22 protein-coding genes and 1 pseudogene are annotated in these 21,871 nt (G+C 67.8%); 11 read left to right on the top strand and 12 right to left on the bottom strand.

Features of this window, described 5'->3' with window-relative positions:
- The first annotated feature begins 49 nt into the window (after positions 1-49).
- The gene (locus tag K3G64_RS11575; RefSeq protein WP_238951058.1) at positions 50-577 is read left to right on the top strand and encodes a TetR/AcrR family transcriptional regulator; all 528 of its coding nucleotides are present in this window, start codon (positions 50-52) and stop codon (positions 575-577) included.
- A gap of 38 nt (positions 578-615) precedes the next feature.
- On the opposite strand, the gene hsaB is transcribed toward K3G64_RS11575, so the two are convergent.
- From hsaB to hsaA, 4 genes are read right to left on the bottom strand one after another with little or no spacing between them, the layout of a single operon-like run.
- Positions 616-1,182: a 3-hydroxy-9,10-secoandrosta-1,3,5(10)-triene-9,17-dione monooxygenase reductase subunit gene (hsaB, locus tag K3G64_RS11570; RefSeq protein ID WP_238949961.1), complete on the bottom strand. Its 567-nt coding sequence runs from the start codon at positions 1,180-1,182 to the stop codon at positions 616-618.
- Positions 1,182-2,087: an iron-dependent extradiol dioxygenase HsaC gene (gene hsaC, locus K3G64_RS11565; RefSeq protein WP_238949960.1), complete on the bottom strand. Its 906-nt coding sequence runs from the start codon at positions 2,085-2,087 to the stop codon at positions 1,182-1,184. The genes hsaB and hsaC overlap by 1 nt, the downstream gene beginning before the upstream one ends.
- Positions 2,088-2,090: 3 nt before the next feature.
- The gene (gene hsaD / locus K3G64_RS11560; RefSeq protein WP_238949959.1) at positions 2,091-2,975 is read right to left on the bottom strand and encodes a 4,5:9,10-diseco-3-hydroxy-5,9,17-trioxoandrosta-1(10),2-diene-4-oate hydrolase; all 885 of its coding nucleotides are present in this window, start codon (positions 2,973-2,975) and stop codon (positions 2,091-2,093) included.
- Positions 2,976-2,986: 11 nt separating this feature from the next.
- Positions 2,987-4,171, bottom strand: a complete 1,185-nt coding sequence (gene hsaA, locus K3G64_RS11555; RefSeq protein WP_238949957.1) for a 3-hydroxy-9,10-secoandrosta-1,3,5(10)-triene-9,17-dione monooxygenase oxygenase subunit — start codon at positions 4,169-4,171, stop codon at positions 2,987-2,989.
- Between the two features lie 161 nt (positions 4,172-4,332).
- Here hsaA and K3G64_RS11550 point away from each other — a divergent pair, with 161 nt between their 5' ends.
- Together K3G64_RS11550 and K3G64_RS11545 are read left to right on the top strand one after the other, a co-directional pair.
- Positions 4,333-5,400 (top strand): ferredoxin--NADP reductase, encoded by a 1,068-nt coding sequence (locus K3G64_RS11550; protein WP_238949955.1) that lies wholly within the window; start codon positions 4,333-4,335, stop codon positions 5,398-5,400.
- 105 nt (positions 5,401-5,505) lie between these two features.
- A complete protein-coding gene (locus tag K3G64_RS11545; protein ID WP_370647188.1) occupies positions 5,506-5,982 on the top strand; it encodes a hypothetical protein in 477 nt (158 codons plus the stop codon).
- Here K3G64_RS11545 and K3G64_RS11540 read toward each other — a convergent pair.
- Positions 5,979-8,108 (bottom strand): acyl-CoA dehydrogenase, encoded by a 2,130-nt coding sequence (locus K3G64_RS11540; RefSeq protein ID WP_238949953.1) that lies wholly within the window; start codon positions 8,106-8,108, stop codon positions 5,979-5,981. The genes K3G64_RS11545 and K3G64_RS11540 overlap by 4 nt on opposite strands.
- A 273-nt stretch (positions 8,109-8,381) precedes the next feature.
- Here K3G64_RS11540 and kstR point away from each other — a divergent pair, with 273 nt between their 5' ends.
- Together kstR and otsB are read left to right on the top strand one after the other, a co-directional pair.
- Positions 8,382-8,987, top strand: coding sequence for a cholesterol catabolism transcriptional regulator KstR (kstR, locus tag K3G64_RS11535; RefSeq protein ID WP_197503301.1), 606 nt, complete (start codon positions 8,382-8,384; stop codon positions 8,985-8,987).
- 3 nt (positions 8,988-8,990) lie between these two features.
- Positions 8,991-9,740, top strand: coding sequence for a trehalose-phosphatase (otsB, locus tag K3G64_RS11530; protein WP_238949952.1), 750 nt, complete (start codon positions 8,991-8,993; stop codon positions 9,738-9,740).
- Positions 9,741-9,753: 13 nt separating this feature from the next.
- Here otsB and K3G64_RS11525 read toward each other — a convergent pair whose 3' ends face one another.
- Genes K3G64_RS11525 through K3G64_RS11510 form a run of 4 tightly spaced genes read right to left on the bottom strand, consistent with a single transcriptional unit; the run spans position 9,754 to position 13,542 of the window.
- On the bottom strand, positions 9,754-10,854 hold the full coding sequence (locus K3G64_RS11525; RefSeq protein ID WP_238949951.1) for a LacI family DNA-binding transcriptional regulator: 1,101 nt from the start codon (positions 10,852-10,854) through the stop codon (positions 9,754-9,756).
- Between the two features lie 30 nt (positions 10,855-10,884).
- On the bottom strand, positions 10,885-11,751 hold the full coding sequence (locus K3G64_RS11520; protein WP_238949950.1) for a metal ABC transporter permease: 867 nt from the start codon (positions 11,749-11,751) through the stop codon (positions 10,885-10,887).
- Entirely contained in the window at positions 11,751-12,518 is a 768-nt protein-coding gene (locus tag K3G64_RS11515; protein WP_238949949.1) for a metal ABC transporter ATP-binding protein, read from the bottom strand. Before K3G64_RS11515 ends, K3G64_RS11520 begins: the two co-directional genes overlap by 1 nt.
- Before the next feature lie 4 nt (positions 12,519-12,522).
- The gene (locus tag K3G64_RS11510) at positions 12,523-13,542 is read right to left on the bottom strand and encodes a metal ABC transporter solute-binding protein, Zn/Mn family (RefSeq protein WP_238949948.1); all 1,020 of its coding nucleotides are present in this window, start codon (positions 13,540-13,542) and stop codon (positions 12,523-12,525) included.
- 148 nt (positions 13,543-13,690) lie between these two features.
- Here K3G64_RS11510 and bluB point away from each other — a divergent pair, with 148 nt between their 5' ends.
- Genes bluB through K3G64_RS11490 form a run of 4 tightly spaced genes read left to right on the top strand, consistent with a single transcriptional unit; the run spans position 13,691 to position 16,786 of the window.
- Positions 13,691-14,311 carry a 5,6-dimethylbenzimidazole synthase gene (gene bluB / locus K3G64_RS11505; protein WP_238950610.1) on the top strand — a complete coding sequence of 207 codons (621 nt, stop codon included), beginning with the start codon at positions 13,691-13,693 and terminating at the stop codon, positions 14,309-14,311.
- Complete coding sequence (locus K3G64_RS11500) at positions 14,308-15,063, top strand: LamB/YcsF family protein (RefSeq protein ID WP_238949947.1); 756 nt, start codon at positions 14,308-14,310, stop codon at positions 15,061-15,063. The genes bluB and K3G64_RS11500 overlap by 4 nt, the downstream gene beginning before the upstream one ends.
- Positions 15,064-15,107: 44 nt before the next feature.
- Positions 15,108-16,055 carry a permease gene (locus K3G64_RS11495; protein ID WP_238950609.1) on the top strand — a complete coding sequence of 316 codons (948 nt, stop codon included), beginning with the start codon at positions 15,108-15,110 and terminating at the stop codon, positions 16,053-16,055.
- The gene (locus tag K3G64_RS11490; protein ID WP_238949946.1) at positions 16,052-16,786 is read left to right on the top strand and encodes a TIGR03943 family putative permease subunit; all 735 of its coding nucleotides are present in this window, start codon (positions 16,052-16,054) and stop codon (positions 16,784-16,786) included. The genes K3G64_RS11495 and K3G64_RS11490 overlap by 4 nt, the downstream gene beginning before the upstream one ends.
- Positions 16,787-16,801: 15 nt before the next feature.
- On the opposite strand, the gene K3G64_RS11485 is transcribed toward K3G64_RS11490, so the two are convergent.
- A complete protein-coding gene (locus tag K3G64_RS11485; RefSeq protein ID WP_238949945.1) occupies positions 16,802-17,464 on the bottom strand; it encodes a (2Fe-2S)-binding protein in 663 nt (220 codons plus the stop codon).
- Between the two features lie 197 nt (positions 17,465-17,661).
- Here K3G64_RS11485 and K3G64_RS11480 point away from each other — a divergent pair.
- Positions 17,662-18,584, top strand: a pseudogene (locus K3G64_RS11480) (MBL fold metallo-hydrolase).
- Positions 18,585-18,710: 126 nt separating this feature from the next.
- Positions 18,711-19,511: an SGNH/GDSL hydrolase family protein gene (locus K3G64_RS11475; protein ID WP_370647187.1), complete on the top strand. Its 801-nt coding sequence runs from the start codon at positions 18,711-18,713 to the stop codon at positions 19,509-19,511.
- Positions 19,512-19,516: 5 nt separating this feature from the next.
- On the opposite strand, the gene rlmB is transcribed toward K3G64_RS11475, so the two are convergent.
- On the bottom strand, positions 19,517-20,455 hold the full coding sequence (gene rlmB, locus K3G64_RS11470; protein ID WP_238949940.1) for a 23S rRNA (guanosine(2251)-2'-O)-methyltransferase RlmB: 939 nt from the start codon (positions 20,453-20,455) through the stop codon (positions 19,517-19,519).
- On the bottom strand, positions 20,455-21,870 hold the full coding sequence (gene cysS / locus K3G64_RS11465; protein ID WP_255728003.1) for a cysteine--tRNA ligase: 1,416 nt from the start codon (positions 21,868-21,870) through the stop codon (positions 20,455-20,457). The genes rlmB and cysS overlap by 1 nt, the downstream gene beginning before the upstream one ends.
- Between the last annotated feature and the right edge of the window lies 1 nt (position 21,871).

The raw sequence follows: 21,871 nt of genomic DNA, 5'->3' as shown, positions 1-21,871 counted from the left end.
GCATGTCGGGAAAGGGACCGTGTATCTGTACTGGCCGACGAAGGAGGACTTGCTCATCGGGCTGGTAGGCCGGGGGTTTCTGCGCATCCTCGAAGATCTGATCGCGCAGTTCGCGGATGATCCCGCTCTAGTCCGCCCATCGCGCTTCTGTCCGACGATGTTGCGGACTGCGACCGGCCAGCCTCTCATCGCAGCCCTGCAGCGCAACGACGACGATCTGCTCGGTGTGCTCGCCGACCACCCGCGATCTCTTGCGCTCAACGAGGCACTGGGGCCCGCGGCCGTGCTGGGCGCAGCACTTCCGCTGTGGCGAGCGCACGGAATGGCTCGGACCGATTGGGCCAGTGCCGATCAAGCATTCGCAATGCAATCGCTCATCACCGGTGTCACGCTGTCGATCGTTAGCGACCCGGTCAGCACCGATGGCCGATTGAAGGTTCTCGGCAAGGCTGTCACCGCACTGCTCGGGCCTGAACACCCCACTCAGAAAGGGCTTCGGGCCGCAGCATCGGGCGTCGAGAAGTTCCTGCGCGACGGCCAAATCGCCGTACTTGAAGTCATCGATCGTCGGCCGTAGCCGGCCGCTACCCCCACCACACCGACGATCATCGGGACTCAGAGCCAGGTGTCGTCGGTGGTGGCGGTGAGAAACGCCTCGAGGTCGTCGCGCCAGTGGGCCGGGGTGTTCTTGTCCGGCTCGATGCCGGTGTACTGCCCGCGATAGAACAGCAGCGGCCGCGGCTTGCGGTGCGGCACGTCCGACAGCGAGTGCACGGCGCCGAACACCACATAGTGGTCACCGCCGTCGTGCACCGAGTGCACCGAGCAGTCGATGTGGGCCAGTGTCCCCTCGATGACGGGTGAGCCCAGTTTCGAGGTATGCCAGTCGATCCCGCCGAACTTGTCGGGTTCCCGGGAACCGAACCGCGCCGAGACGTCCTGTTGTTTCTCGTGCAGGACGTTGACACAGAAGTGGCCGCTGGCCTCGATCGCCTGCCAGGACCGGGAGACCTTGGTGGGGCAGAACAGCACCAGCGGCGGTTCCAGCGACAGCGCGGCGAACGACTGGCAGGCGAATCCGACTGGGCCGCCGTCGTGCATCGTGGTGATGACCGTGATACCGGTGCAGAACTGCCCGAGCACATTGCGGAATGTGCGGGGGTCGATCGGTTCGGCCGACACTATCCTTTGAAACCGACGCTGAAGTCGTGACCCCACAGACTAACCGCAGTGCTCTCGCGTGCCACCCACTGCTCGTTGTTCTCGACTTGCATTCCCTCACAACCGAACTCGATGTCGAAACCACCGGGGGTCTTCATGTAGAAGGACAGCATCTTGTCGTTGACGTGGCGGCCCAACGTGGCCGACATCGGCACCTTGCGGCGCATGGCCCGGTCCAGGCAGAGCCCGACGTCGTCGGCCTCGCCGACCTCGACCATCAGATGCACGATGCCGCTGGGTGTCTCGCCGGGCATGAACGCCAGGCTGTGGTGGCGCGGGTTCACGCCAAGGAACCGCAGCCATGCGGGCGCGCCGTCGGCCGGCCTACCCACCAATTGCGGTGGAAGCCGCATCGAGTCGCGCAGATAGAAGCCGAGCACATCGCGGTAGAAGTGCAGCGTCTCCGCATCGTCGCGGGTAGTCAGCACCACATGGCCGAGGCCCTGGTCCTCGGTGACGAACTTATGACCGTAGGGGCTGACCACGCGGCGGTGTTCGAGGGCGGCACCGTGGAAGACCTCGAGCGTGTTGCCCGACGGGTCGTCGAACCGGATCATCTCGTCGACCCGGCGCTCGGCGAGTTCGGCCGCCGAAGCCTCCTTGTACGGCACGCCCTCGACGTCGAGCCGCTTGCGGATCTCCTGCAGCGCAGCTGCATTGGCGGTCTCCCAGCCGGACTGCAGCAGGCGGTCATGCTCGCCGGGAATGATCACCAACCGGGCCGGGAACTCGTCCATGCGCAGATACAGCGCACCGTCGAGCGTGCCCTTGCCCTCGACCATGCCGAGCACCTTGAGGCCGTACTCGCGCCACGCCGCGACGTCGGTGGCCTCGATGCGAAGGTAGCCAAGCGATTTGATGCTCATGACCTAGCCTCCCAGGAAATCGACTGTCAGCTTGTTGAACTCGTCGAACTTCTCGACCTGCGCCCAGTGGCCGCACTGCCCGAACACGTGCAACTGCACGCGCGGGATCTGCTTGAGCGCGACCAGCGCCCCGTCGAGCGGATTGACCCGGTCCTCACGGCCCCAGATCAGCAACACCGGTTGGCGCAGCTTGTACACCTCACGCCACATCATGCCGAGTTCGAAGTCCGCGCCGGCGAACGACTTGCCCATAGCCTTCGTGGCCGCCAGCGACTCGGGCTGGCTGGCGATCGCGAACCGCTCGTCGATCAGCTCGTCGGTGATCAGGCTCTGGTCGAAGACCATGATGCGCAGGAACTTCTCGATGTTCTCGCGCGTCGGGTCGGCGGCGAACCTGCCGAGCAGCTTAACGCCCTCGGTCGGGTCGGGAGCGAACAGGTTGACCGACAACCCGCCGGGGCCCATCAACACCAACCGCCCGGCCCGCTTCGGATTGTCGAGCGCAAATCGCACCGCGGTGCCGCCACCGAGCGAATTACCTACCAGCGCAGCGCGTTCGATGCCGAGATGGTCGAACAGATTCAGCAGGGCGGTGGCGCTGTAGCGGTTGTACTGCTCGTGCTCGGTGTGCTTGTCGGAATGGCCGTAACCCGGCTGGTCGACGGCCAGCACATGAAAGTGACGGGCCAGCACTTCGATGTTCTTCGAGAAGTTCGACCAGCTCGACGCCCCCGGTCCGCCGCCGTGCAACAGCACGATCGTCTGCTCGTGGCCGACGCCGGCCTCGTGATAGTGCAGCCGCATGTCGTCCCGGACCTGCGCGTAGCGGGACGTCGACTCGAAAGTGATCTCGACCTGTTGTTCGGTTTCCTGGATGTAGGAGGTCATCAGGCTTTCCGTTAAACCATCGTGTCCTGCGGCGGCAGTCCGAACTCGTTGTTGCCGAAGATCAGGTAGGCGCGCTCGGGGTCGTTGGCCGCGTGCACCCGGCCGGCGTGCGCGTCGCGCCAGAAGCGTTGCACCGGAGCGTCGTTGTTCAGCGCGGTGGCGCCGGATGCCTCGAAGAGGCGGTCGATGGACGCGATGGCGCGGCCGGTCGCGCGGACCTGGTCGCGACGGGCACGAGCGCGCAGATCGAACGGGATCTCCTGGCCCGCCTCCAACAGCGCGTACTCGTCCCCGACGTTGCCGATGAGCTGGCGCCACGCGGCGTCGATGTCGCTGGCCGCCTCGGCGATGCGTACCTTGGCGAACGGGTCGTCCTTGGACTTCTCCCCGGCGAACGCGGCACGCACCCGCTTGCCCTGGTGCTCGACGTGGGCGTCGTAGGCGCCGTAGGCCATGCCGACGATCGGCGCCGAGATCGTGGTCGGATGCACGGTGCCCCACGGCATCCTGTAGACGGGAGCGGTGTTGGTCTGCAGGCCACCGGCGGTGTGGTCGTTCATCGCCTTGTACGACAGGAACCGGTGCCGCGGCACGAAGACGTCCTTGACCACCAGGTTGTTGCTGCCGGTGCCCTTCAGGCCCACCACATTCCAGACGTCGTCGATGGTGTAGTCGCCGAGCGGCATGAGGAAGCTCCCGAAGTCGACGGGTCGGCCGTCCTTGATGACCGGGCCGCCGACGAAGGTCCAGGTCGCGTGGTCGCAACCCGACGACCACTGCCAGGTGCCGTTGACGAGGTAGCCGCCGTCGACGACGGTGCCCGCGCCCATCGGCGCGTAGGACGACGAGATCCGCACGGTGGGATCGGCACCCCAGACCTCTTTCTGCGCCTTCTGATCGAACAGCGCCAGGTGCCAGTTGTGCACACCGATGATCGAGCTGACCCAACCGGTGGACCCGCATGCGCTGGCGAGACGGCGCACGGCTTCGTAGAAAACGGTGGGATCGCACTGCAGACCACCCCACTGCTCGGGCTGCAGCAGCTTGAAGAAGCCGACCTCGTCGAGTTCGTTGACCGTCTCGTCGGGGAGGCGGCGCAGTTCCTCGGTCGCCTGGGCGCGCTTGGCGATGAGCGGCAGCAGGTCGTCGATGCCGGCTAGGACCGACTGCACGTCACGCTGTTCAATGGACGTCACTGGTGTGCCTCCCGGTGCTAAGGACTTAGACAGAGATTAGAACACGTTACGATTTGTGTCGAGCAGCGCGATCCTTCAGGGGCTCGACCTGCACACATGTATTTCTGTAACCTGTTCTAGTTATCGGCGTCAACGCCGGACAGAAAGGGTGGGACAGGCAAGTGACCGACGAGCCGCTCGGTAGCCATGTGCTCGAGCTTGAGCTGGCCGACGTCGTCGAGGAGACCCCCGAAGCCCGGTCGCTGGTATTCCGGGTCCCCGACGGCCCCGACGACCCGGAAGTGCCTGCCGAACGGCTGCGCTACGCGCCCGGTCAGTTCCTGACGCTGCGGGTCCCCAGCGACCGGACCGGGTCGGTGGCCCGTTGCTACTCGCTGTGCAGTTCGCCGTTCACCGGCGACCCCATGACCGTGACGGTCAAGCGGACGGCCGACGGGTATGCGTCGAACTGGCTGTGCGATCACGCGCACACCGGCATGAAGATCCACGTGCTTGCGCCGTCGGGCACCTTCGTGCCCAAGACGCTCGACACCGACTTCCTGTTGCTGGCCGCGGGCAGCGGCATCACGCCGATGATGTCGATCTGCAAGTCGGCGCTCGCCGAGGGGAGCGGCAAGGTGGTGTTGATCTACGCCAACCGCGACGAGAACTCGGTGATCTTCGGGACCGCGCTGCAGGATCTGGCCGCCAAGTACCCCGACCGATTCGTGGTCGTGCACTGGCTCGAGGCCGTGCAGGGGCTGCCGAGTGCCGCGGCGCTGGCGGCGTTGGCCGCCCCGTACGCCGGCCACGACGCCTACATCTGCGGTCCCGGACCGTTCATGGCCGCCGCCGAAGAGGCCCTCAAGAACGTCGGCGCGCCCGCCGACCACGTGCACATCGAGGTGTTCAAGTCGCTGGAGTCCGACCCGTTCGCCGCGGTGGTGATCGAGGAGGACGACAGCGACGAGGGTCCGGCGACCGCGGTGGTCACGCTGGACGGTCAGACCCATGAGGTGGTTTGGCCGCGCAACGCCAAGCTGCTCGATGTGCTGCTGGACAAGGGACTTGACGCCCCGTTCTCCTGTCGTGAGGGCCACTGCGGCGCGTGTGCGGTGCTCAAGAAGAGCGGCGAGGTCGACATGGAGGTCAACGACGTCCTCGAGCAGTCCGATCTCGACGAGGGTCTGATCCTGGGTTGTCAGGCCAGGCCGCGATCGGATTCGGTCGAAGTCACGTACGACGAATAACGCGCGGGCTAGCATCGCCGCACGACCGAAAGGGAGCAGACAGTGAAGCGGTGGCTCGACGTTTTCGCTGCGGCGACGGGGTTGACCGTCGCACTGGCCGGTCCGATGCCACAGGCGGCCGCAGCGGTGGACACCGCCGACTCGTCGATTCCCGTGAACGCGGCGCAGACCCTCGAGATGCACGTGACGGCCAACTGCATCGCGGCCGAGGCGAAGTGTCTCGTCAACACGCAGGCCAATCTGCGCGCACCCGAGGGTGTCCTCGGCTTTCCCGGCGATCTGTGGGCGCGCCAGACCACCACGCTGCGGACGATGGACCGGGGCGTCTATGTGCACTTCACCTTCGATGTGCCCAACACCCGGTCGTTCAAGTCGCTCACCGACGTCGAGTTCACCACGATCTACTTCGGCGGCGGGCCTCCGGAGAAATTCCAGTTCCGGGCCGACGTATGGCCCGTCGACCAGAGCACCGGCGCGCCCAGGACCGATGTCCCGCTGATCGCCTGCTCGCACATCCAGGTCGTCTACGCCGGGGTGAACCTCACTTCGCCGGACGCCTGCGCGCAAGCCGCGTTCAGCTAGCGGGGCAGGCCGAGCAGGCGTTCGCCGGCGAGGGTGAGCAGGATCTGCTCGGTGCCGCCGGCGATGGTCAGGCAACGGGTGTTGAGGAAGTCGAAGACCTGCTGATTGTCGACGACACCCGCCCCCTCGGCGAGTTCCATCCTGATCTCGGCCAGTGCCTGCCGATAGCGCACCCCGATGAGCTTGCGGGCGCTGGCCTGCGGCCCGGGATCCTGGCCCCCGACGGCCAATTCCGCGATCTTCTGATCCAGTAGCGACCCGACCTGGGCCGCCACGATCAGCTCGCCCAGCCGGTCCTGGCCGGCCACGTCGAAGTCCAGGGTGGCCACCTGCTCGAGCAGTTCCTCCATCGGATTGCCCAGCGCGGTGCCGTGCGACATCGCGACGCGTTCGTTGGCCAGCGTCGTTCTGGCCAACCGCCATCCGTCATTGACCTGCCCGACGACCAACTCGTCGGGCACGAAGACGTCGTCGAAGAAGACCTCGTTGAACAGATTGTCGCCGGTGATCTCACGCAACGGCCGGATGTCGAGGCCCGCCGACTTCATGTCGACCAGGAAGTAGGTGATGCCCTTGTGCTTCGGTGCGTCGGCATCGGTACGGGCAAGGCAGATGCCCCACTGCGCCTTGTGCGCCGCCGAGGTCCACACCTTCTGGCCGGTGAGCTTCCAGCCCCCGTCCGCACGGACGGCCTTGGTGCGCAACGACGCGAGGTCCGAACCCGCGCCCGGCTCGGAGAACAGCTGGCACCAGAGCAGTTCGCCGCGCAGCGTCGGGGGCACGAACCGCTCGATCTGCTCAGCGCTGCCGTGCTCGAGAATCGTCGGCGCGGCCCACCATCCGATGACGAGGTCGGGACGTGAGACACCCGCCTTGGCCAGCTCTTGGTCGATCATCAGCTGCTCGGCAGGGCCGGCAGCACGGCCGTAGGGCTTGGGCCAGTGCGGTGCCTGCAGACCCGCGTCGGCCAGTGCCGCCTGCCGCTTCTCGACCGGCAGCGCCGCGATTTCGGCTGCGGCCGAAGCGATTTCGGGCCGCATCTCAGCGACCGAGCCGAGGTCGATGCCGAGTTCGCGGCGCGTGCCCTGCTGCGTCAGGGCAGCCACCCGGCGCAGCCAGCGCTGCGCGCCACCGAGGAAGTGCGCGACGCCATAGGCCCGTCGCAGGTACAGGTGCGCGTCGTGCTCCCAGGTGATGCCGATGCCGCCCAGCACCTGGATGCAGTCCTTCGCGTTGGCCTTCGCCGCATCGACACCGACCGCGGCGGCGACCGCCGCCGCGATCGACAGTTGGTGCTCGTCGCCGCCGGTCAACGCGGAGGCCGCGGCCCGCGCGGCGTCACCGGCTGCCACCGATGCCTGCTCCGAGCGCAACAGCATCTCGGCGCACATGTGCTTGATCGCCTGGAAACTGCCGATCGGCTTGCCGAACTGTTCGCGCACCTTGGCGTACTCGGTGGCGGTCTGCAGCGTCCAGCGCGCCAGGCCGGCGGCTTCGGCGGCCGTCACCGCGGCCGCGATGTCGGAGACGGTTTGCGCCGAGACGCCTACCTCCTGTGCCGGTGCGTCGTCGAGGACGACGCGGGCTAACGGCCGGGAGAAGTCGGTGGGCTGCAGCGGTTCGATCGTGACACCGCCGGCCGTCGCGTCGACGAGCACGAAGGTGTCGACGGCCGGCAACAGCAGCACCCCGGCCGCGTCGGCGCCCAGCACGAAGTCCGCGGTGCCCGACGCGCGACCGTCGACGAATCGCACCTGTGACGACAGAGCCATACCGGCGACCCGCTCACCGGACGCCAGCGCCGCAAGCACCTCGGGCCGATCGATCACGAGCGTCGCCAACGCGGTCGTGGTGACAGGCCCCGGCACCAGCGCGGCCGCGGCCTCGTCGACCATGGCGCACAGGTCCTCGACCGTGCCGTCGGCGCCGCCGTGCTCCTCGGGCAGCGCGACACCGAAGATGCCCAATTGCGCCAGACCGTCGAATGCGGTCCGCCAGGCGTCCTGCCGGCCCTGCTCCACCTCCCGGGCGGCCGCGACGGGACTCGACGCGGCGGCCCAGTCCCGAACGAGTTCGCGCACGGCCAACTGCTCGTCGGAAATGGTCCCCGGGGATGCGAGCGGCACCGTCTTCTCCTAGCGTTTGGGTGAGAAGGCCGTGCTCCCCACTAGAACGTGTTCTAATAGTGCCAGCGTTCGACCGTCAAGTCGACCGCCATCACAGCAGGACACCTCGGTGCGACAGCGGGTGCCGGGTTGGGAAATAGAGGATCGGCATGCGTATCGTTTTCCGCGCGAACGCACGATGAAGGAGTTACTCGCCGCATGTCCGGCCCGTCTCAGCCAGCAGCCACCGACTCGAGCCCGACGTCGGATTCGCGGCCGCGGCAGGTGATGAACGTGGCGGTGCTGTCCGAGTCGGAACTGGGTTCCGAGGCTCAGCGAGAGCGGCGCAAGCGCATTCTGGACGCCACGCTGGCCATCGCCTCCAAGGGCGGCTATGAGGCCGTTCAGATGCGGGCCGTCGCCGAACGCGCCGACGTCGCGGTCGGCACGCTGTACCGCTACTTTCCGTCCAAGGTGCACCTGCTCGTCTCGGCGCTGGGCCGGGAGTTCGAGCGCATCGACGCCAAGACCGATCGCGCCGCGCTGTCCGGCGGTACGCCCTACCAGCGGCTCAACATCATGGTCGGCAAGCTCAACCGCGCCATGCAGCGCAATCCGCTGCTGACCGAGGCGATGACGCGGGCGTTCGTGTTCGCCGACGCGTCGGCGGCCGGTGAGGTCGATCACGTCGGCAAGCTGATGGACTCCATGTTCGCGCGTGCCATGAGCGACGGCGAACCCACCGAGGACCAGTACCACATCGCGCGCGTCATCTCCGACGTCTGGCTGTCGAACCTGCTCGCCTGGCTCACCCGGCGAGCCTCGGCCACCGATGTCAGCAAACGGCTCGACCTGGCCGTGCGCCTGCTGATCGGTGACGGGGAACACCCTAAGATCTAGCCGGTGGGCTTACCGGACGAGTTGTCCCGCGCGCTGGACGCGGCCGCCGCGGCACCCCGCCTGTTGGTCACCTCCGACTTCGACGGGACGCTGGCCCCGATCGTCAACAACCCGGCGGACGCGCGGCCACTCGACCAAGCCGCCGACGCGCTCGTCGCACTGGCCGAGCTGCCGCATACCGCCACGGCGTTGATCTCCGGACGTGCACTCGAAGTGTTGCGGTCGCTGTCGGGGATGCCGCCGACGGTGCACCTGGTCGGCAGCCACGGCGCCGAGTTCACCTCCGGCTTCTCGCACGACATCGATCGCGCGCTGCTCGATCGGATCACCGGCGAACTTCGCGAGATCGCCGAGGGTAGACCCGGCGTCACGGTGGAGACCAAGCCGGCCAGCGTCGCCCTGCACGTGCGCAACGCCTCGCCCGAGGACAGCCAGCGGGCGTTGGCTTCGGCCCGGGCGGCCTCGGAGGCATGGGATGCGCACACCACCGCGGGCAAGGCGGTGCTCGAGTTCGCGGTCATCCAGACCGACAAGGGCGAGGCCGTCGACATCCTGCGCGCCCAGGAGGACGCCGACGTGGTGGTGTTCCTCGGCGACGACGTCACCGACGAGAAGGCATTCCGTCGGCTGCGGGCCGGGGATGTCGGCGTGAAGGTCGGACCGGGCGACACCCTGGCCGGCTACCGCGTCGAATCGCCGGAAGACGCTGCGGCGGCCCTGGGGTATCTGCTCGGCCGGCGTCGCGCCCGCTGACGTGTGACCGGACTTATGCTGGCGGGCCGGCGGTGCGGCCGCGGACGACTTCCGTGTCGAGCACCTCGACCACCGGAAGACCTGAGCGCGGCGGCTGGTGCAGCAGATCTCCTGCGCGGCGGCCCTTTTCGATGCTTGGTTGGATCACGGTGGTCAAACCTCGTCGCAACGCCTCGGGCACGCCGTCGAATCCGGTGACCGTCATCTGGCCGGGCACGTAGATGCCGCGGGCTCTCAGGAAGTCCATCGCCGAGAGCGCGAGCATATCGGCGGTGCACATCAGCGCGGTCAGCCGGGAATTGGCGTCGAGCGCCACCTCCGCGGCGGCCCCGCCCGAGGTCGGCAGGTGGTCGTAGCTTTCCACCACCGTCAGCGAATCGGGGTCGAGGCCGGCGACGCTCATCGCATCCCAAACACCGGCGATGCGTTCGCGCTGCACGTGGAAGTGCGGGGTGTCGAGCCGGTCCGGAGAGGCGATACGGGGTTGGGAACCGCTGTGCGGCCAGTCGCGTCCGAGCCGCATCGTCAACAGGCCGATCTCCCGATGCCCCAGCGCCACAACATATTCAGCCATTCGGCGCATGGCATCGCGGTCGTCGATGCAGATCCTGGAGACGCCCGGGATGTCCTTGGGCTGATCGACGACGACGGTGGGTAGGTGGCGCTGCGCCAACACGGACAGATAGGGGTCGTCGTCGGAGGCGGAGTACACCACGAACCCGTCGACACCCGCGGCCAGGATCGCTGAAGTGCCTTCGGCCACAGTGCGACTCGGACCAACCGCCACCAACAGCAGGCCCTGGCCGGCCGCTTCACACGACTCCGCCAGACCCGCGACGAAATCCAGTGCCGCTGGATCGCTGAACGAGTAGTTGAGCGGTTCGGTGATCATCAACCCGACCGCACCCGCCTTGCGGGTGCGCAGCGAGCGGGCGACCGGGTCAGGACCCGGGTAGCCCAGCCGCTTGGCCGTGGCCAGTACGCGCTCGCGCAGGTCTGCCGACAGTTGGTCCGGCCGGTTGTAGGCGTTCGAGATGGTGGTGCGGGAAACCTTCAGTTCCGCGGCGAGCGAAGCCAGAGTCGCACGCCGCATGGGCGCGGAACTCCTCGACATGCTCTGTGAGGGTAGCCGAAGACGCCCCGTCTACGTGACCAGCACGCGATCACCCGAGGGCCGCAGACCGCGCTCCACCGCCCACACCGCGGCCCATACCGAGCACGCAACCGTGACGATCACGAAGCTGGGCGGCAGGTTGAACATCGCTGAGACCACAAGACCCAACCACACCGAGAGCACGCTGATCGTGGTCGCGACGACCATGGCCGCAATCGGCCGAGGTGTCAGCATGATCGCCGTCGCGGCAGGAGTCACGATCAACGCGAACAGCAGCAGGGTGCCCACGGCCTGGACGGCCATCGTCACCGACAGCCCCAGCAGGGTCATGAAGATGACGGACAGCAACCGCACAGGGACACCCTTGGCTTCGGCCACCTGGGGATTGACCGAACTGAACAACAGCGGGCGATAGATGAAGCCGATGCTCATCGTCAGGAGCACCAGCAGCAGCCCGAAGGTCAGCAGCTGTCGATGGGTGATCGCCAACAGGTTGCCGAACAGCACATTGGTCATCGTGCTGCTGCTCCTGGTGGCCAGGGAGTTGAAGAACAGCCCGAGTCCGGTGGCCATCGCAAGCACCGTTCCGGTGGCCACCTCCCGGTCGGCCGCACGCCGCCCCAACGCCCCGATGATCAAAGCGCCGCCGACGCAGAAGACCCCGAGGCCCAGCGCGACCGGCAGTCCGACCAGCACCGCACCGGTTGCGCCGGGCAGTCCGATGTGGGCGAGCGCGTGGGCGGCGAATGCCGTGCTGCGCACCACGACGAAATAGCCGATGACCCCTGCGGCCAGCGCGACGATGGTCCCGCCGATCAGCGCGTTGCGCATGAAGCTTGACGAGATGATCTGCGGCCAATTGTCCTGATAGCCGATCGCGACGAGGGTCGTGGTCATCAGGGTCTCCGCATGAAGAGGTCACCCTGCGGCGTGCGCACGACCGCCATCCGGGTGCCGTACAGGTGGCTCAACAGTTCTTCGTCCACGACGCCGTCGAGTGTGTCGAAGTGCGCGTGCCCGTCGACCAGGTAGATGGCACTGGTGATGACGCCGAGCAACGGATTGAGGTCATGGGCGACGACAAGGACCGTCATCCCGAAGTCGGCGTTGATTCGGCGCAGCAGAGCGACCATCTCGCTCTGGGTCCGAAGGTCGAGCGAAGCCAAGGGTTCATCGAGAATCAGCAGCGACGGCGATCCGACGAGCGCCTCCGCAAGCGCCACCCGCTGCCGCTGCCCACCGGACAGTTGTGACAACCGCTTGTCGGCCAACGAACTCGCCTCCACCGCTGCCAGTGCTGCGTCGACCTTCTCAGAGTCCGACCGCGTCGCCGTGCGGAAACCCCATCGGCTTCCGCTGAGCCCCAACATCACTGCGTCGCGGACCCGGATAGCCTCACCGAGCGTCAACCCGTAATTCTGTGGGACGTAGCCGATGTCGTCGTTACCCTCGCCCGGCGGCCGGCCGAATACCCGCACCTGCCCGGTCGCCGGCCGGATGAGACCGAGCACGATCTGAAGCAGTGTGGTCTTGCCCGACCCGTTGGAACCGATGACCGCGGTGACTCCGCCGGCCGGAACGTCGAAGGTGCCGTCGGTCCAGATCGTGTGACCGCCGCGCACCGCGCTGACGTCCGTGAAGGACAGTGCCTGCTGCCCTACCATCGCGTCACGCAGGCACACCCAGCGCCGCGGCGAGCGCGTGCAGTTGGTCGACTTGCCAGGTCTCGAACGAATCCGTTTCGGGGGGTACCGTTTCGCTGACCTCGACAACCGGCACACCGGCCTGTTCGGCTGCGGCCCGGATCTGCTGCGGCACCGAGCCTTCGGTCTGCACGTTGTAGATCAGCACGTCGACGCCGCGGTCGCCGAGCAGCCGCAGAAAGGCGTCGAGGTCGGCCGGCGAGGGCTCAGCCTCGTTGGCCGACGCGGCCTGGTACCCCGGCGGGGTCTGGTTGACGAGGCCCAGCGCAGCGGCCATCTCGTCGAACACGCTCTCGGTCGCTGCATACGTCTTGCCTGCCGCATTGGCCTGGATGGATTGGATTGCTTCATCGTACGGCTTCATCTTCTCGGCGAACGCCGCGCGACGCCCGTCGAAGTAGTCCGCGGCATCGGGCGCGATCTTGCTCAATTCGGCGATCACCGCATCAGCGACACCGGTCACCGCCGCGGGCTTGTACCAGACGTGCGGGTTCGGTTCCCCCTCGTCACTGTGTTCCTCGGGGCCCTGGTCGTGGCCCTCATGGAAGTCGTCGGCGCCACCGGCCTGCAGCGCATTCACCACCGGCGCATCCGGCGCTGACGAGGCGGCGAGCTTGCTGGCCCACTCGTCGTAGTGGCCGCCGTTGACGACCACCAATCGCGCGCCGTCGAACTTGGCGGCATCCGATGGTGCGGGCTCGTAATCGTGTGGATCGACCGCCGAACTGGCCAGCACGGTGGTCACGCTCGCGCAGTCGCCCCCCAGTTCCTCGACGATGTCTCCCCACTGGTCGACGCTGACCACCACGTCGACCGGGTCGGTCGGACACTGCGCGGCGCTGGTGTCCGGTGCGGACCCACCCGATTCACCGCCACCCCCGCACGCGACAAGGGCGAACGGCGCGGCGAGCACGAGGCCGGCGATGCAAGCGGGGACAGCGAAAACTTTGGCGGAGATCACGTCGACAACGATAACCGTTTTCATGCTGATCGCCTACTCGGCGCCTGCGACATCCTGGCCGCCCTCGGCTCCCGTTGATGCGGCCGCCACCTAGGCTGAGCGCGTGACCGAGCACGCCTTCAGCCCCGATGAGCGGCGGGCGGTGTACCGGGCGATCGCCGAACGGCGCGACATGCGCCGCTTCGTCCCCGATGCAGAGGTTGCCGAGACGGTGCTGGCCAGATTGCTGCAGGCGGCCCATGCGGCACCCAGCGTCGGGTTGATGCAACCGTGGCGGTTCATCCGAATCACCGACACAGCACTGCGTCGCAGCATTCACCGCCTGGTCGACGAGGAGCGGTTGCGGACGGCGGAAGCACTCGGCGCCCGCAGCGACGAATTCCTGGAGCTCAAGGTGGAAGGCATCCTCGACTGCGCCGAGCTGTTCGTCGTCGCTCTCGCCGATGGCAGAGCAGCCCATCTGTTCGGCCGGCGCACGCTTCCCCACATGGATCTCGCATCCGTGTCCTGCGCTCTGCAGAATCTGTGGCTCGCCGCCCGAGCGGAGGGCCTCGGCATGGGCTGGGTCTCGATCTTCGAACCGCATGACCTCGCAGCGTTGCTCGACATCCCCGGCGACGCCGAACCAGTCGCCGTCATCTGCCTCGGGCCGGTACCCGCGTTTCCCGAGCGGCCCGCCCTCGAGATCGACAAGTGGACGTATGGGCGGCCACTTGCCGAGTTCGTATTTGAGAACGCCTGGGACGGTGCGCCGCAGTCCCGAGCGCGCACGAGCTTAAGCTCGTGTGAATGAGGATCGACCTCAACGCCGACCTCGGCGAGAGCTTCGGAGTCTGGCGCCTCGGCGACGACGAGGCCATGCTCGACATCGTCACCAGCGCCAACGTGGCCTGCGGCTTCCACGCCGGCGATGCGGCGACCTTGGCGAGAACGTGTCGTGCGGCAGCCGAGCGGGGAGTCCGGATCGGCGCGCAGGTCAGCTACCGAGACCTGGCCGGGTTCGGCCGTCGGTTCATCGACGTCGAACCTGACGACCTGACCGCCGACGTCATCTATCAGATCGGGGCGCTGCAAGCGCTGGCGATTGCCGCCGGTTCAGCCGTCAGCTACGTCAAACCCCATGGTGCGCTGTACAATTCGATTGTCACGCACCGAGACCAGGCTCAAGCAGTCGCGGCCGCGGTACATGCCGTCGATCCCGGTCTACCGGTGCTCGGATTGGCGGACTCGGCCTTCTTCGGCGCTGCCCGGGACCTCGGTTTGCGCACCGTTCCCGAGGCCTTCGCGGATCGCGCCTATCGGCCGGACGGCCGGCTGGTTTCGAGGCGCGAACGCAACGCCGTGCTCAATGACGTGGCGGCGATATCCGACCGGGTCGCGTCCATGGTGACAGCCGGACGGGTCGATGCGGTCGACGGATCGACGATTTCGGTCGAGGTGAAGTCCGTTTGCGTGCACGGGGATTCACCAGGTGCCGTGGAGGTTGCCACTGCGGTGCGTGAACGGCTGCTGGCCGAAGGCGTCGAGCTGAGGGCGTTCGTCTGACTGTGACCACCACCCTCACCGAAGCACCTCGGCGGATCAAGTCGATGCAGATCCTCGTCGTCGGCATGATCGCGCTTGCGGTGTTCGGCAGCGCGCTGCGCGAATTCGTCGTGGGCAGCGCGGACATCGCGACAGCTGCGACCGTGTTCTGCGGGATCTTCGTTCAGGCCATGCCGTTCCTCGCCCTCGGCGTAGTGATCAGCGGCTTGGTGGCGGCCTTCGTCTCGGCCGATCGGCTTGCACGGTGGCTGCCGCGCAAGCCTGCGGCGGCCATCCTGACCGCCGGTGTCGGCGGCGCCGCACTACCCGGGTGCGAGTGCGGTGCGGTGCCGGTGGCGCGCCGCCTCTTCGGCGAGGGTGCCGTCGGCGCGGCGGCGCTGACGTTCATGCTCGCGGCTCCGGCGATCAACCCGGTGGTGCTGGTGGCCACGGCGGTGGCATTCCCCGGTCGACCGCAGATGGTGGCCGCCCGGTGTATCGCTTCGCTGGTGACGGCGTTGATCATGGGCGCCGCCTGGGCGAGATTCGGTCGGGGCGAGTGGATCACCCGTCGGCTGCCTCGACTGCACGACGGCGAGGGTTCTCGATGGACGGTGTTCACCGAAGCGGCCCGCCACGACTTCCTGCAGGCGGCCTCGTATCTGGTGCTCGGCGCAGCCGCGGCGGCGGCCCTGCACGTCGTCGTCCCGCCCTGGGTGTACGAGCAGTTGGCCGGGCAGATCGCGCTCGGAATTCTGACCATGGCGCTGCTGGCGGTGGTGCTCTCGCTGTGCTCGGAGGCCGATGCGTTCGTCGCCGCCAGCATGACCATGCTTCCGCTTCTGCCCCGACTGGTGTTCCTCGTGGTGGGCCCGGCGGTGGATCTCAAACTCTTCGCCATGCAGGCCGGCATGTTCGGTCGCACCTTCGCACTTCGCTTCGCGCCCACGACCTTCGTGGTGGCGACGTTGGCGGCGACGGGGGTCGGCTTAATGTTGTTGGGTACGCCATGAGCCGCGAGACCGAGAACGCCGTGCTGTTGTTGGTCGGCATCAGTGTCGGGATGATCACCATCACCGGTGCCTACACCCGATACGTCAAGCCGTCACTGCTGCCGTGGCTGGCCGCCTCCGCAGTACTGCTCATCTCGCTCGCCGTCATCGCGATAGTCCGCGACATCCGGCGCCGCTCTGCGGCCGAGCATGACCACGACCCCGGCGACCATGAGCATGACCACCCGCACCGGCCCGGCGCCGCATGGCTGCTGCTCCTGCCGATCGCCTTGTTGGCGTTCGTCGTTCCGCCGGCGATCATGCCGCAGGCGACCGAGTCGTCGGTCACCGAGGTGTCGCCCGAAGCGCTTCGCCGGCCCTTCCCACCGCTTCCCGACGAGCGGGCCCCACTGCTCTCGCTGCCGGACTTGTTGGTTCGCATCGCACAGGACTCGGCGAACACCCTCGACAATCGGGTGGTTACGGTCACGGGTTTCACCATGAAGCAGGACGGCCGCACCGACCTCGGCCGAGTGGTCATCATGTGCTGCGCCGCCGACGCCAGGCTCGCGCGTGTCCGGTTGGCGGGGCCCGCCGCGTCGCAACTCGTGGCGTACCCGGACAACACCTGGGTCAGTGTCGAAGCCAAAGTTCGGCCGAATCAGGCTGATCCGAGCGGTCGCACCATCCCTGTCATCGACGTGCTCAACCAATCGAAGACCGAGGCGCCCCCCAACCCGTACGCGTACTGACCGCGCCACGGACCGTCACCTCTTGACCAAGCCACAGTCACTGCATTTCGCGCCGTCGGCGATGCGGTAGTAGAGGCAGCAGCTATGGCGGCGAAAAGCCAGGTTGTACTTCACGGTGCCGGTTCCAGCCAACACCGGGATCTCGAGCAGCGAGCGGGCCAGACGGGTGGCGCTGTCGCGAAGGTCCGGCCGGATGCCGTATAACGCCCTCGTGGCCGCCACCATCGCGGACGCGGCGTTCCCGTACAGCAGCCCGGGCGCCAGCTTGACCCGAAGACCGGCCGCGAACGGCTCCAGGTGGCCGATCACAACCGTGGTGAAAAGCGCTGCGGCTAGCTTGCTTTCGTCGTCGACCAGGGCGCCGGTAGGCTGGCCCACCAGCAACTCTGCGGAGTCCTCAGCCCGGTGCAAATCTATTAGATCGGGCACGACGCCGTGGATGAGCGCGCACGCCAACACCGGTGACCACAGCCGGGAGGCGAGACTGAACTGCACCAGCGACGCGGCCACCCGCGGCTCGGTACTGCCGTTGCGCTGCGCTGTCATCGTGATCAGGTCGGTGAATCCGTCGGCGTAACAGTCGGTGATGGGCCGCCAATTGTCGCCGGCTGCGCCGGTCCGGATCGCGAAGAATCCGCCGTACCGGGCGGTGTCGGCGAGTGCGGTATCAATCCTCACGCTCAGGTGTATTCACTCTCCGTCGCAACCGGCTACGCCGCGTTGATCCTGCCACAGCCGGGTTCACCGAGCCTCTCACGCTCATTGGCACGAGGAGCCCTGTGACGACCGAACCGAGCACGTGGGCGACGTCGCCACCGCCGGGCAGGTCGAGAAGTTCAGGCGGCGATACGGCGGCCGCGCCTAATGTTGGCGTCATGCGCCTCAAGACGGGCAGACCGGACCTGGCGGAGTACTCCCGCTGTCACGACGTCCCGGCCGCCGGACCCGGCGCACCGCTGACCGTGACGTGGGCCGGTGTCACCACCCTGCTGATCGACGACGGCGAGTCGGCGCTGATGACCGACGGGTTCTTCTCGCGACCGAGCCTCGCCGCAGTGGGGCTGCGGCGGCTGGCGCCGTCGAACCCCCGCATCGACGGGTGCCTGGCCCGACTGCAGGTCGACCGACTTGAAGCGGTGCTGCCGGTGCACACCCACTACGACCATGCGATGGACAGCGCGGCGGTGGCCGAGCGCACCGGAGCCAAGCTCGTCGGCGGCACTTCGGCGGCCCAGGTCGGGCGCGGCCACGGCCTGGCCGACGACCGTGTGGTGACGGCGGTCTCCGGCGCGCCGCTCCGCCTTGGCGCCTACGACGTCACGCTGATCGAGGGAGCACACTGCCCGCCCGACCGCTTTCCCGGCGTCATCACCACACCGGTCGTACCGCCGGTCAAGGTGTCGGCCACCGGTGCGGTGAAGCATGGTCGACGCTGGTGCACCATCGGCCGTCGAAACAAGCGCTGCTGATCGTCGGCAGCGCAGGTTTCGTCGCGGGTGCGTTGAGCGGAAGCCGGGCCGACGTCGTATATCTCGGTGTCGGGCAACTCGGCGTGCAACCCGAGCGTTACCTCCTCGACTACTGGGCCGAGACGGTCCGCACGGTCGGTGCCCGCCGCGTGGTCCTCATCCATTGGGACGACTTCTTCCGCCCGCTGCACAAGCCGCTGCGGGCGCTGCCGTACGCGGTCGACGATCTCGACGTCTCGATGCGGGTGCTGAGGCGTCTGGCCGAGCAGGACGGGGTGGCGCTGCACCTGCCGACACTGTGGCAGCGTGCCGACCCGTGGCTCAGCTGAGGCGACGTACCCGGGCGGCACGGGCGTGTCACACCGGTTACGGCGGCGCGAACGCCGGTCGGACGACGGACGTCGATTCGTTCTCAACCCGCGCTGCGGCGTGCGCACCGCCGAGCCTTCGGCCACATTGGTGTCGTGGCTGTGTCCGCGTCATCGGCTGCCCCTGCGGTGTTCAGCAGGTACGTGGCGCTGGGCGATTCGTTCACCGAGGGAATCGGCGACCCGCACGCGGCCAGCCCGAACGGGCTGCGCGGGTGGGCCGACCGCGTCGCGGAGGTGCTCGCTCAGCGCAACCCAGAGATGCGGTACGCGAACCTGGCGGTGCGGGGCCGCACCATGGACGAGATCGTCGCCGAGCAGATACAGCCCGCGGCCATGCTGGAGCCGGATCTGGTCACCATCTACGCGGGCATGAACGATCTGCTGGCGGTCCGCAAGGACATCGACGCGATGATGGCGCGCTACGCCGACGCGCTGAAAAGCCTGCAGCAGACGGGTGCTCTCGTTCTCACCTTCACCGCCGCCGACCTCGGGACCGTACCGCTGTTTCGCCGGCTTCGCGGCCGCGCCGCGGTCTACAACGAGCTGCTGCGCGCCATCGCCGACGATCTCGGAATCCGACTGGTCGACTTCTGGCGGTTCGCGGAGTTCCGTGACCCGTGCCTGTGGGACAGCGACCGCGTCCACCTGTCCCCGCTGGGGCACGAACGGATGGCCGCCAAAGTGCTTGACTCCATCGCGATCTCGCACCGGCTCACCAGCGCCTCGGCCGCGCTTCTGACGTCGACCCCGCCGGAGTTCGACTTCCGGGCGAACCTGAGGTGGACGGCCGCGTTCGCCGCACCGTGGGTGGCGCGGCGCCTACGACGCGTGACTCCGGGTGCGGGTGTCGAACCCAAGTCGACGACGCTGGCCAGGGTCTTGTAGCGGACTCAACGGGCCCGGCGCTGCCGGGCGATCTCCGCGAGGACCACGCCGGCGGCCACCGACGCGTTCAGCGATTCCGTCGGTCCCGCCATCGGGATGGACACCACCACGTCACACGTTTCGCGAACCAGGCGCGAGAGCCCCTTGCCCTCCGAGCCCACCACGACGACGGTCGGACCCGACCCGTCGATCTCGTCGACGGTGGTGTCACCCCCGGCGTCCAAGCCGACGATCTGCAAACCCGCGTCGGCCCAACTCTTCAGCGTGCGGGTCAAATTCGTCGCCCGCCCCACCGGCAGCCGTGCAGCGGCGCCCGCGCTCGTGCGCCATGCCACCGCCGTCACCGACGCGGACCGTCGCTGCGGAATCAGCACCCCGTGGCCGCCGAACGCCGCCACCGAACGCACGATCGCGCCGAGGTTGCGGGGGTCGGAGATGTTGTCCAGCGCCACCAGCAGGGCCGGTGCGCCGTCGGCGGTCAACGCGGCGAGGAGGTCGTCGGGGTGCGCGTACGAATACGGCGGAACCTGAAGGGCCACACCCTGATGCAGGCCGTTGGTGGCGATTCGGTCCAGGTCGTGGCGGGGCACCTCGAGGATCGAGATGCCGCTGTCCGCGGCGATCCGGACGGCCTCGGTCAACCGCTCGTCGTTGTCGGCGCCGAGCGCGACGTACAAGGCGGTCGCAGGCACCCCGGCGCGCAGGCATTCGAGCACCGGGTTGCGGCCGAGCACAACTTCGGTCTCGTCGGTCTTCCTTGGCTGGCGGCGTCCCTGCGTCTTGGCCGCGCGCTTGGCGGCCGGATGGTTCGGGCGCATGTGGGCAGGCGGCGTCGCACCGCGACCCTCCAGTCCCCGTCTGCGCACGCCGCCCGATCCGACCGTCGGCCCCTTCTTTGTGCCGGGTTTGCGCACCGCACCCCGGCGTCGGGAGTTTCCGGCCACTACTTGCTCCCGCCGTCGAGCAACGTCCACTGCGGACCGTCGGCGGTGTCAGTGACCTCGATTCCGGCCTCCTTCAAGCGGTCGCGGATGGCGTCTGCCTCCGCCCAGTCCCGTTGTGCGCGAGCCTCTTCGCGTCGCTTTACTTCAGCCTGCACCAGCACATCGACCGCCGCCAGCGCCGCGGTCGTCTCGTCCTTGGACTCCCAGTGCTCATCGAGCGGGTCCGCGCCGAGGATGCCCATCATCGCGCGGATCGACATGGCCTGTGACAGTGCGGTCTCGTGGTCGCCGGCGTCCAGGGCTCGGTTGCCTTCGGCACGTGCGGCATGCACCTCGGCGAGCGCGATCGGCACCGAAAGGTCGTCGTCGAGTGCGGCGGCGAACTTGGGCGTCCACCCCCCGGGCACCACCGCACCGACGCGGGTGCGCACGCGCTGCAGGAAGTCCTCGATACCGCAGTACGCCTTGGCCGCGTCCTGCAGCGCCGTCTCGGAGAACTCCAGCATCGACCGGTAATGCGCACTGCCCAGGTAATACCGCAGTTCGGCCGCTCGGACCCGTTGCAGCACAGCGGGAATCGCGAGCACGTTACCCAGCGACTTGCTCATCTTCTCGCCGCCCATGGTCACCCAGCCGTTGTGCAACCAGAACCGGGCGAACGCGTCACCGGCCGCCTCGGCCTGGGCGATCTCGTTCTCGTGATGCGGGAACACCAGGTCCATTCCGCCGGCGTGGATGTCGAATTCGGCGCCCAGATAGGCCTCGCACATCGCCACGCATTCGGTGTGCCACCCGGGACGCCCGCGCCCCCACGGCGTCGGCCATGACGGTTCGCCGGGTTTGGCGCCCTTCCACAGCGTGAAGTCGCGCTCGTCGCGCTTCCCGGTGGCCGCACCCTCACCCTGGTGGACGTCGTCGATCCTGTGGCCGGACAGCTTGCCGTAGTCCGAGAGACTGAGCACGTCGAAGTAGACGTCCTGATCTCCCGGGCCGCCGCCTGCATACGCGTGACCGCGCTCGATCAGGCGCTCGATCAACTCGACCATCTGGGTGATGTGCCCGGTGGCCCGCGGTTCGGCCGACGGCGGCAGCACGCCGAGCGCGTCGTAGGCGGCCGAGAAGGCGCGCTCGAAGGTTGCCGCCCACTCCCACCATGGCCTGCCGGCATCGGCGGCCTTGGTGAGGATCTTGTCGTCGATGTCGGTGACGTTGCGGATGAACGCCACGTCGTAGCCCTTGGCGATCAACCAGCGACGCAACACGTCGAACGCCACACCGCTGCGGACATGGCCGATGTGCGGCAGCCCCTGGACCGTGGCGCCACAGAGATAGATCGAGGCGTGGCCCGCCCGCACCGGCGCGAAGTCCCGCACGGCACCGGTCATGGTGTCGTGCAGGCGGAGCGACTCACTCACC

Origin of the sequence: Mycobacterium sp. IDR2000157661 (genome assembly GCF_022317005.1) — a bacterium.
Taxonomy (GTDB): Bacteria; Actinomycetota; Actinomycetes; order Mycobacteriales; family Mycobacteriaceae; genus Mycobacterium.
This window is presented reverse-complemented; position numbering and strand designations above follow the sequence as displayed.

Excerpts from the sequence above, each read along its gene's own strand:
- K3G64_RS11520 (WP_238949950.1), bottom strand. The coding sequence starts at position 11,751 with ATGACCACGACCCTCGTCGCGATCGGCTATCAGGACAATTGGCCGCAG.
- K3G64_RS11525 (WP_238949951.1), bottom strand. The coding sequence starts at position 10,854 with ATGTCGAGGAGTTCCGCGCCCATGCGGCGTGCGACTCTGGCTTCGCTC.
- K3G64_RS11545 (WP_370647188.1), top strand. The coding sequence starts at position 5,506 with ATGCCACAGGCGGCCGCAGCGGTGGACACCGCCGACTCGTCGATTCCC.
- bluB (WP_238950610.1), top strand. The coding sequence starts at position 13,691 with ATGCGCCGCTTCGTCCCCGATGCAGAGGTTGCCGAGACGGTGCTGGCC.
- K3G64_RS11495 (WP_238950609.1), top strand. The coding sequence starts at position 15,108 with ATGCAGATCCTCGTCGTCGGCATGATCGCGCTTGCGGTGTTCGGCAGC.
- K3G64_RS11490 (WP_238949946.1), top strand. The coding sequence starts at position 16,052 with ATGAGCCGCGAGACCGAGAACGCCGTGCTGTTGTTGGTCGGCATCAGT.
- K3G64_RS11510 (WP_238949948.1), bottom strand. The coding sequence starts at position 13,542 with ATGAAAACGGTTATCGTTGTCGACGTGATCTCCGCCAAAGTTTTCGCT.
- K3G64_RS11515 (WP_238949949.1), bottom strand. The coding sequence starts at position 12,518 with ATGGTAGGGCAGCAGGCACTGTCCTTCACGGACGTCAGCGCGGTGCGC.
- hsaD (WP_238949959.1), bottom strand. The coding sequence starts at position 2,975 with ATGACCTCCTACATCCAGGAAACCGAACAACAGGTCGAGATCACTTTC.
- hsaC (WP_238949960.1), bottom strand. The coding sequence starts at position 2,087 with ATGAGCATCAAATCGCTTGGCTACCTTCGCATCGAGGCCACCGACGTC.
- K3G64_RS11500 (WP_238949947.1), top strand. The coding sequence starts at position 14,308 with ATGAGGATCGACCTCAACGCCGACCTCGGCGAGAGCTTCGGAGTCTGG.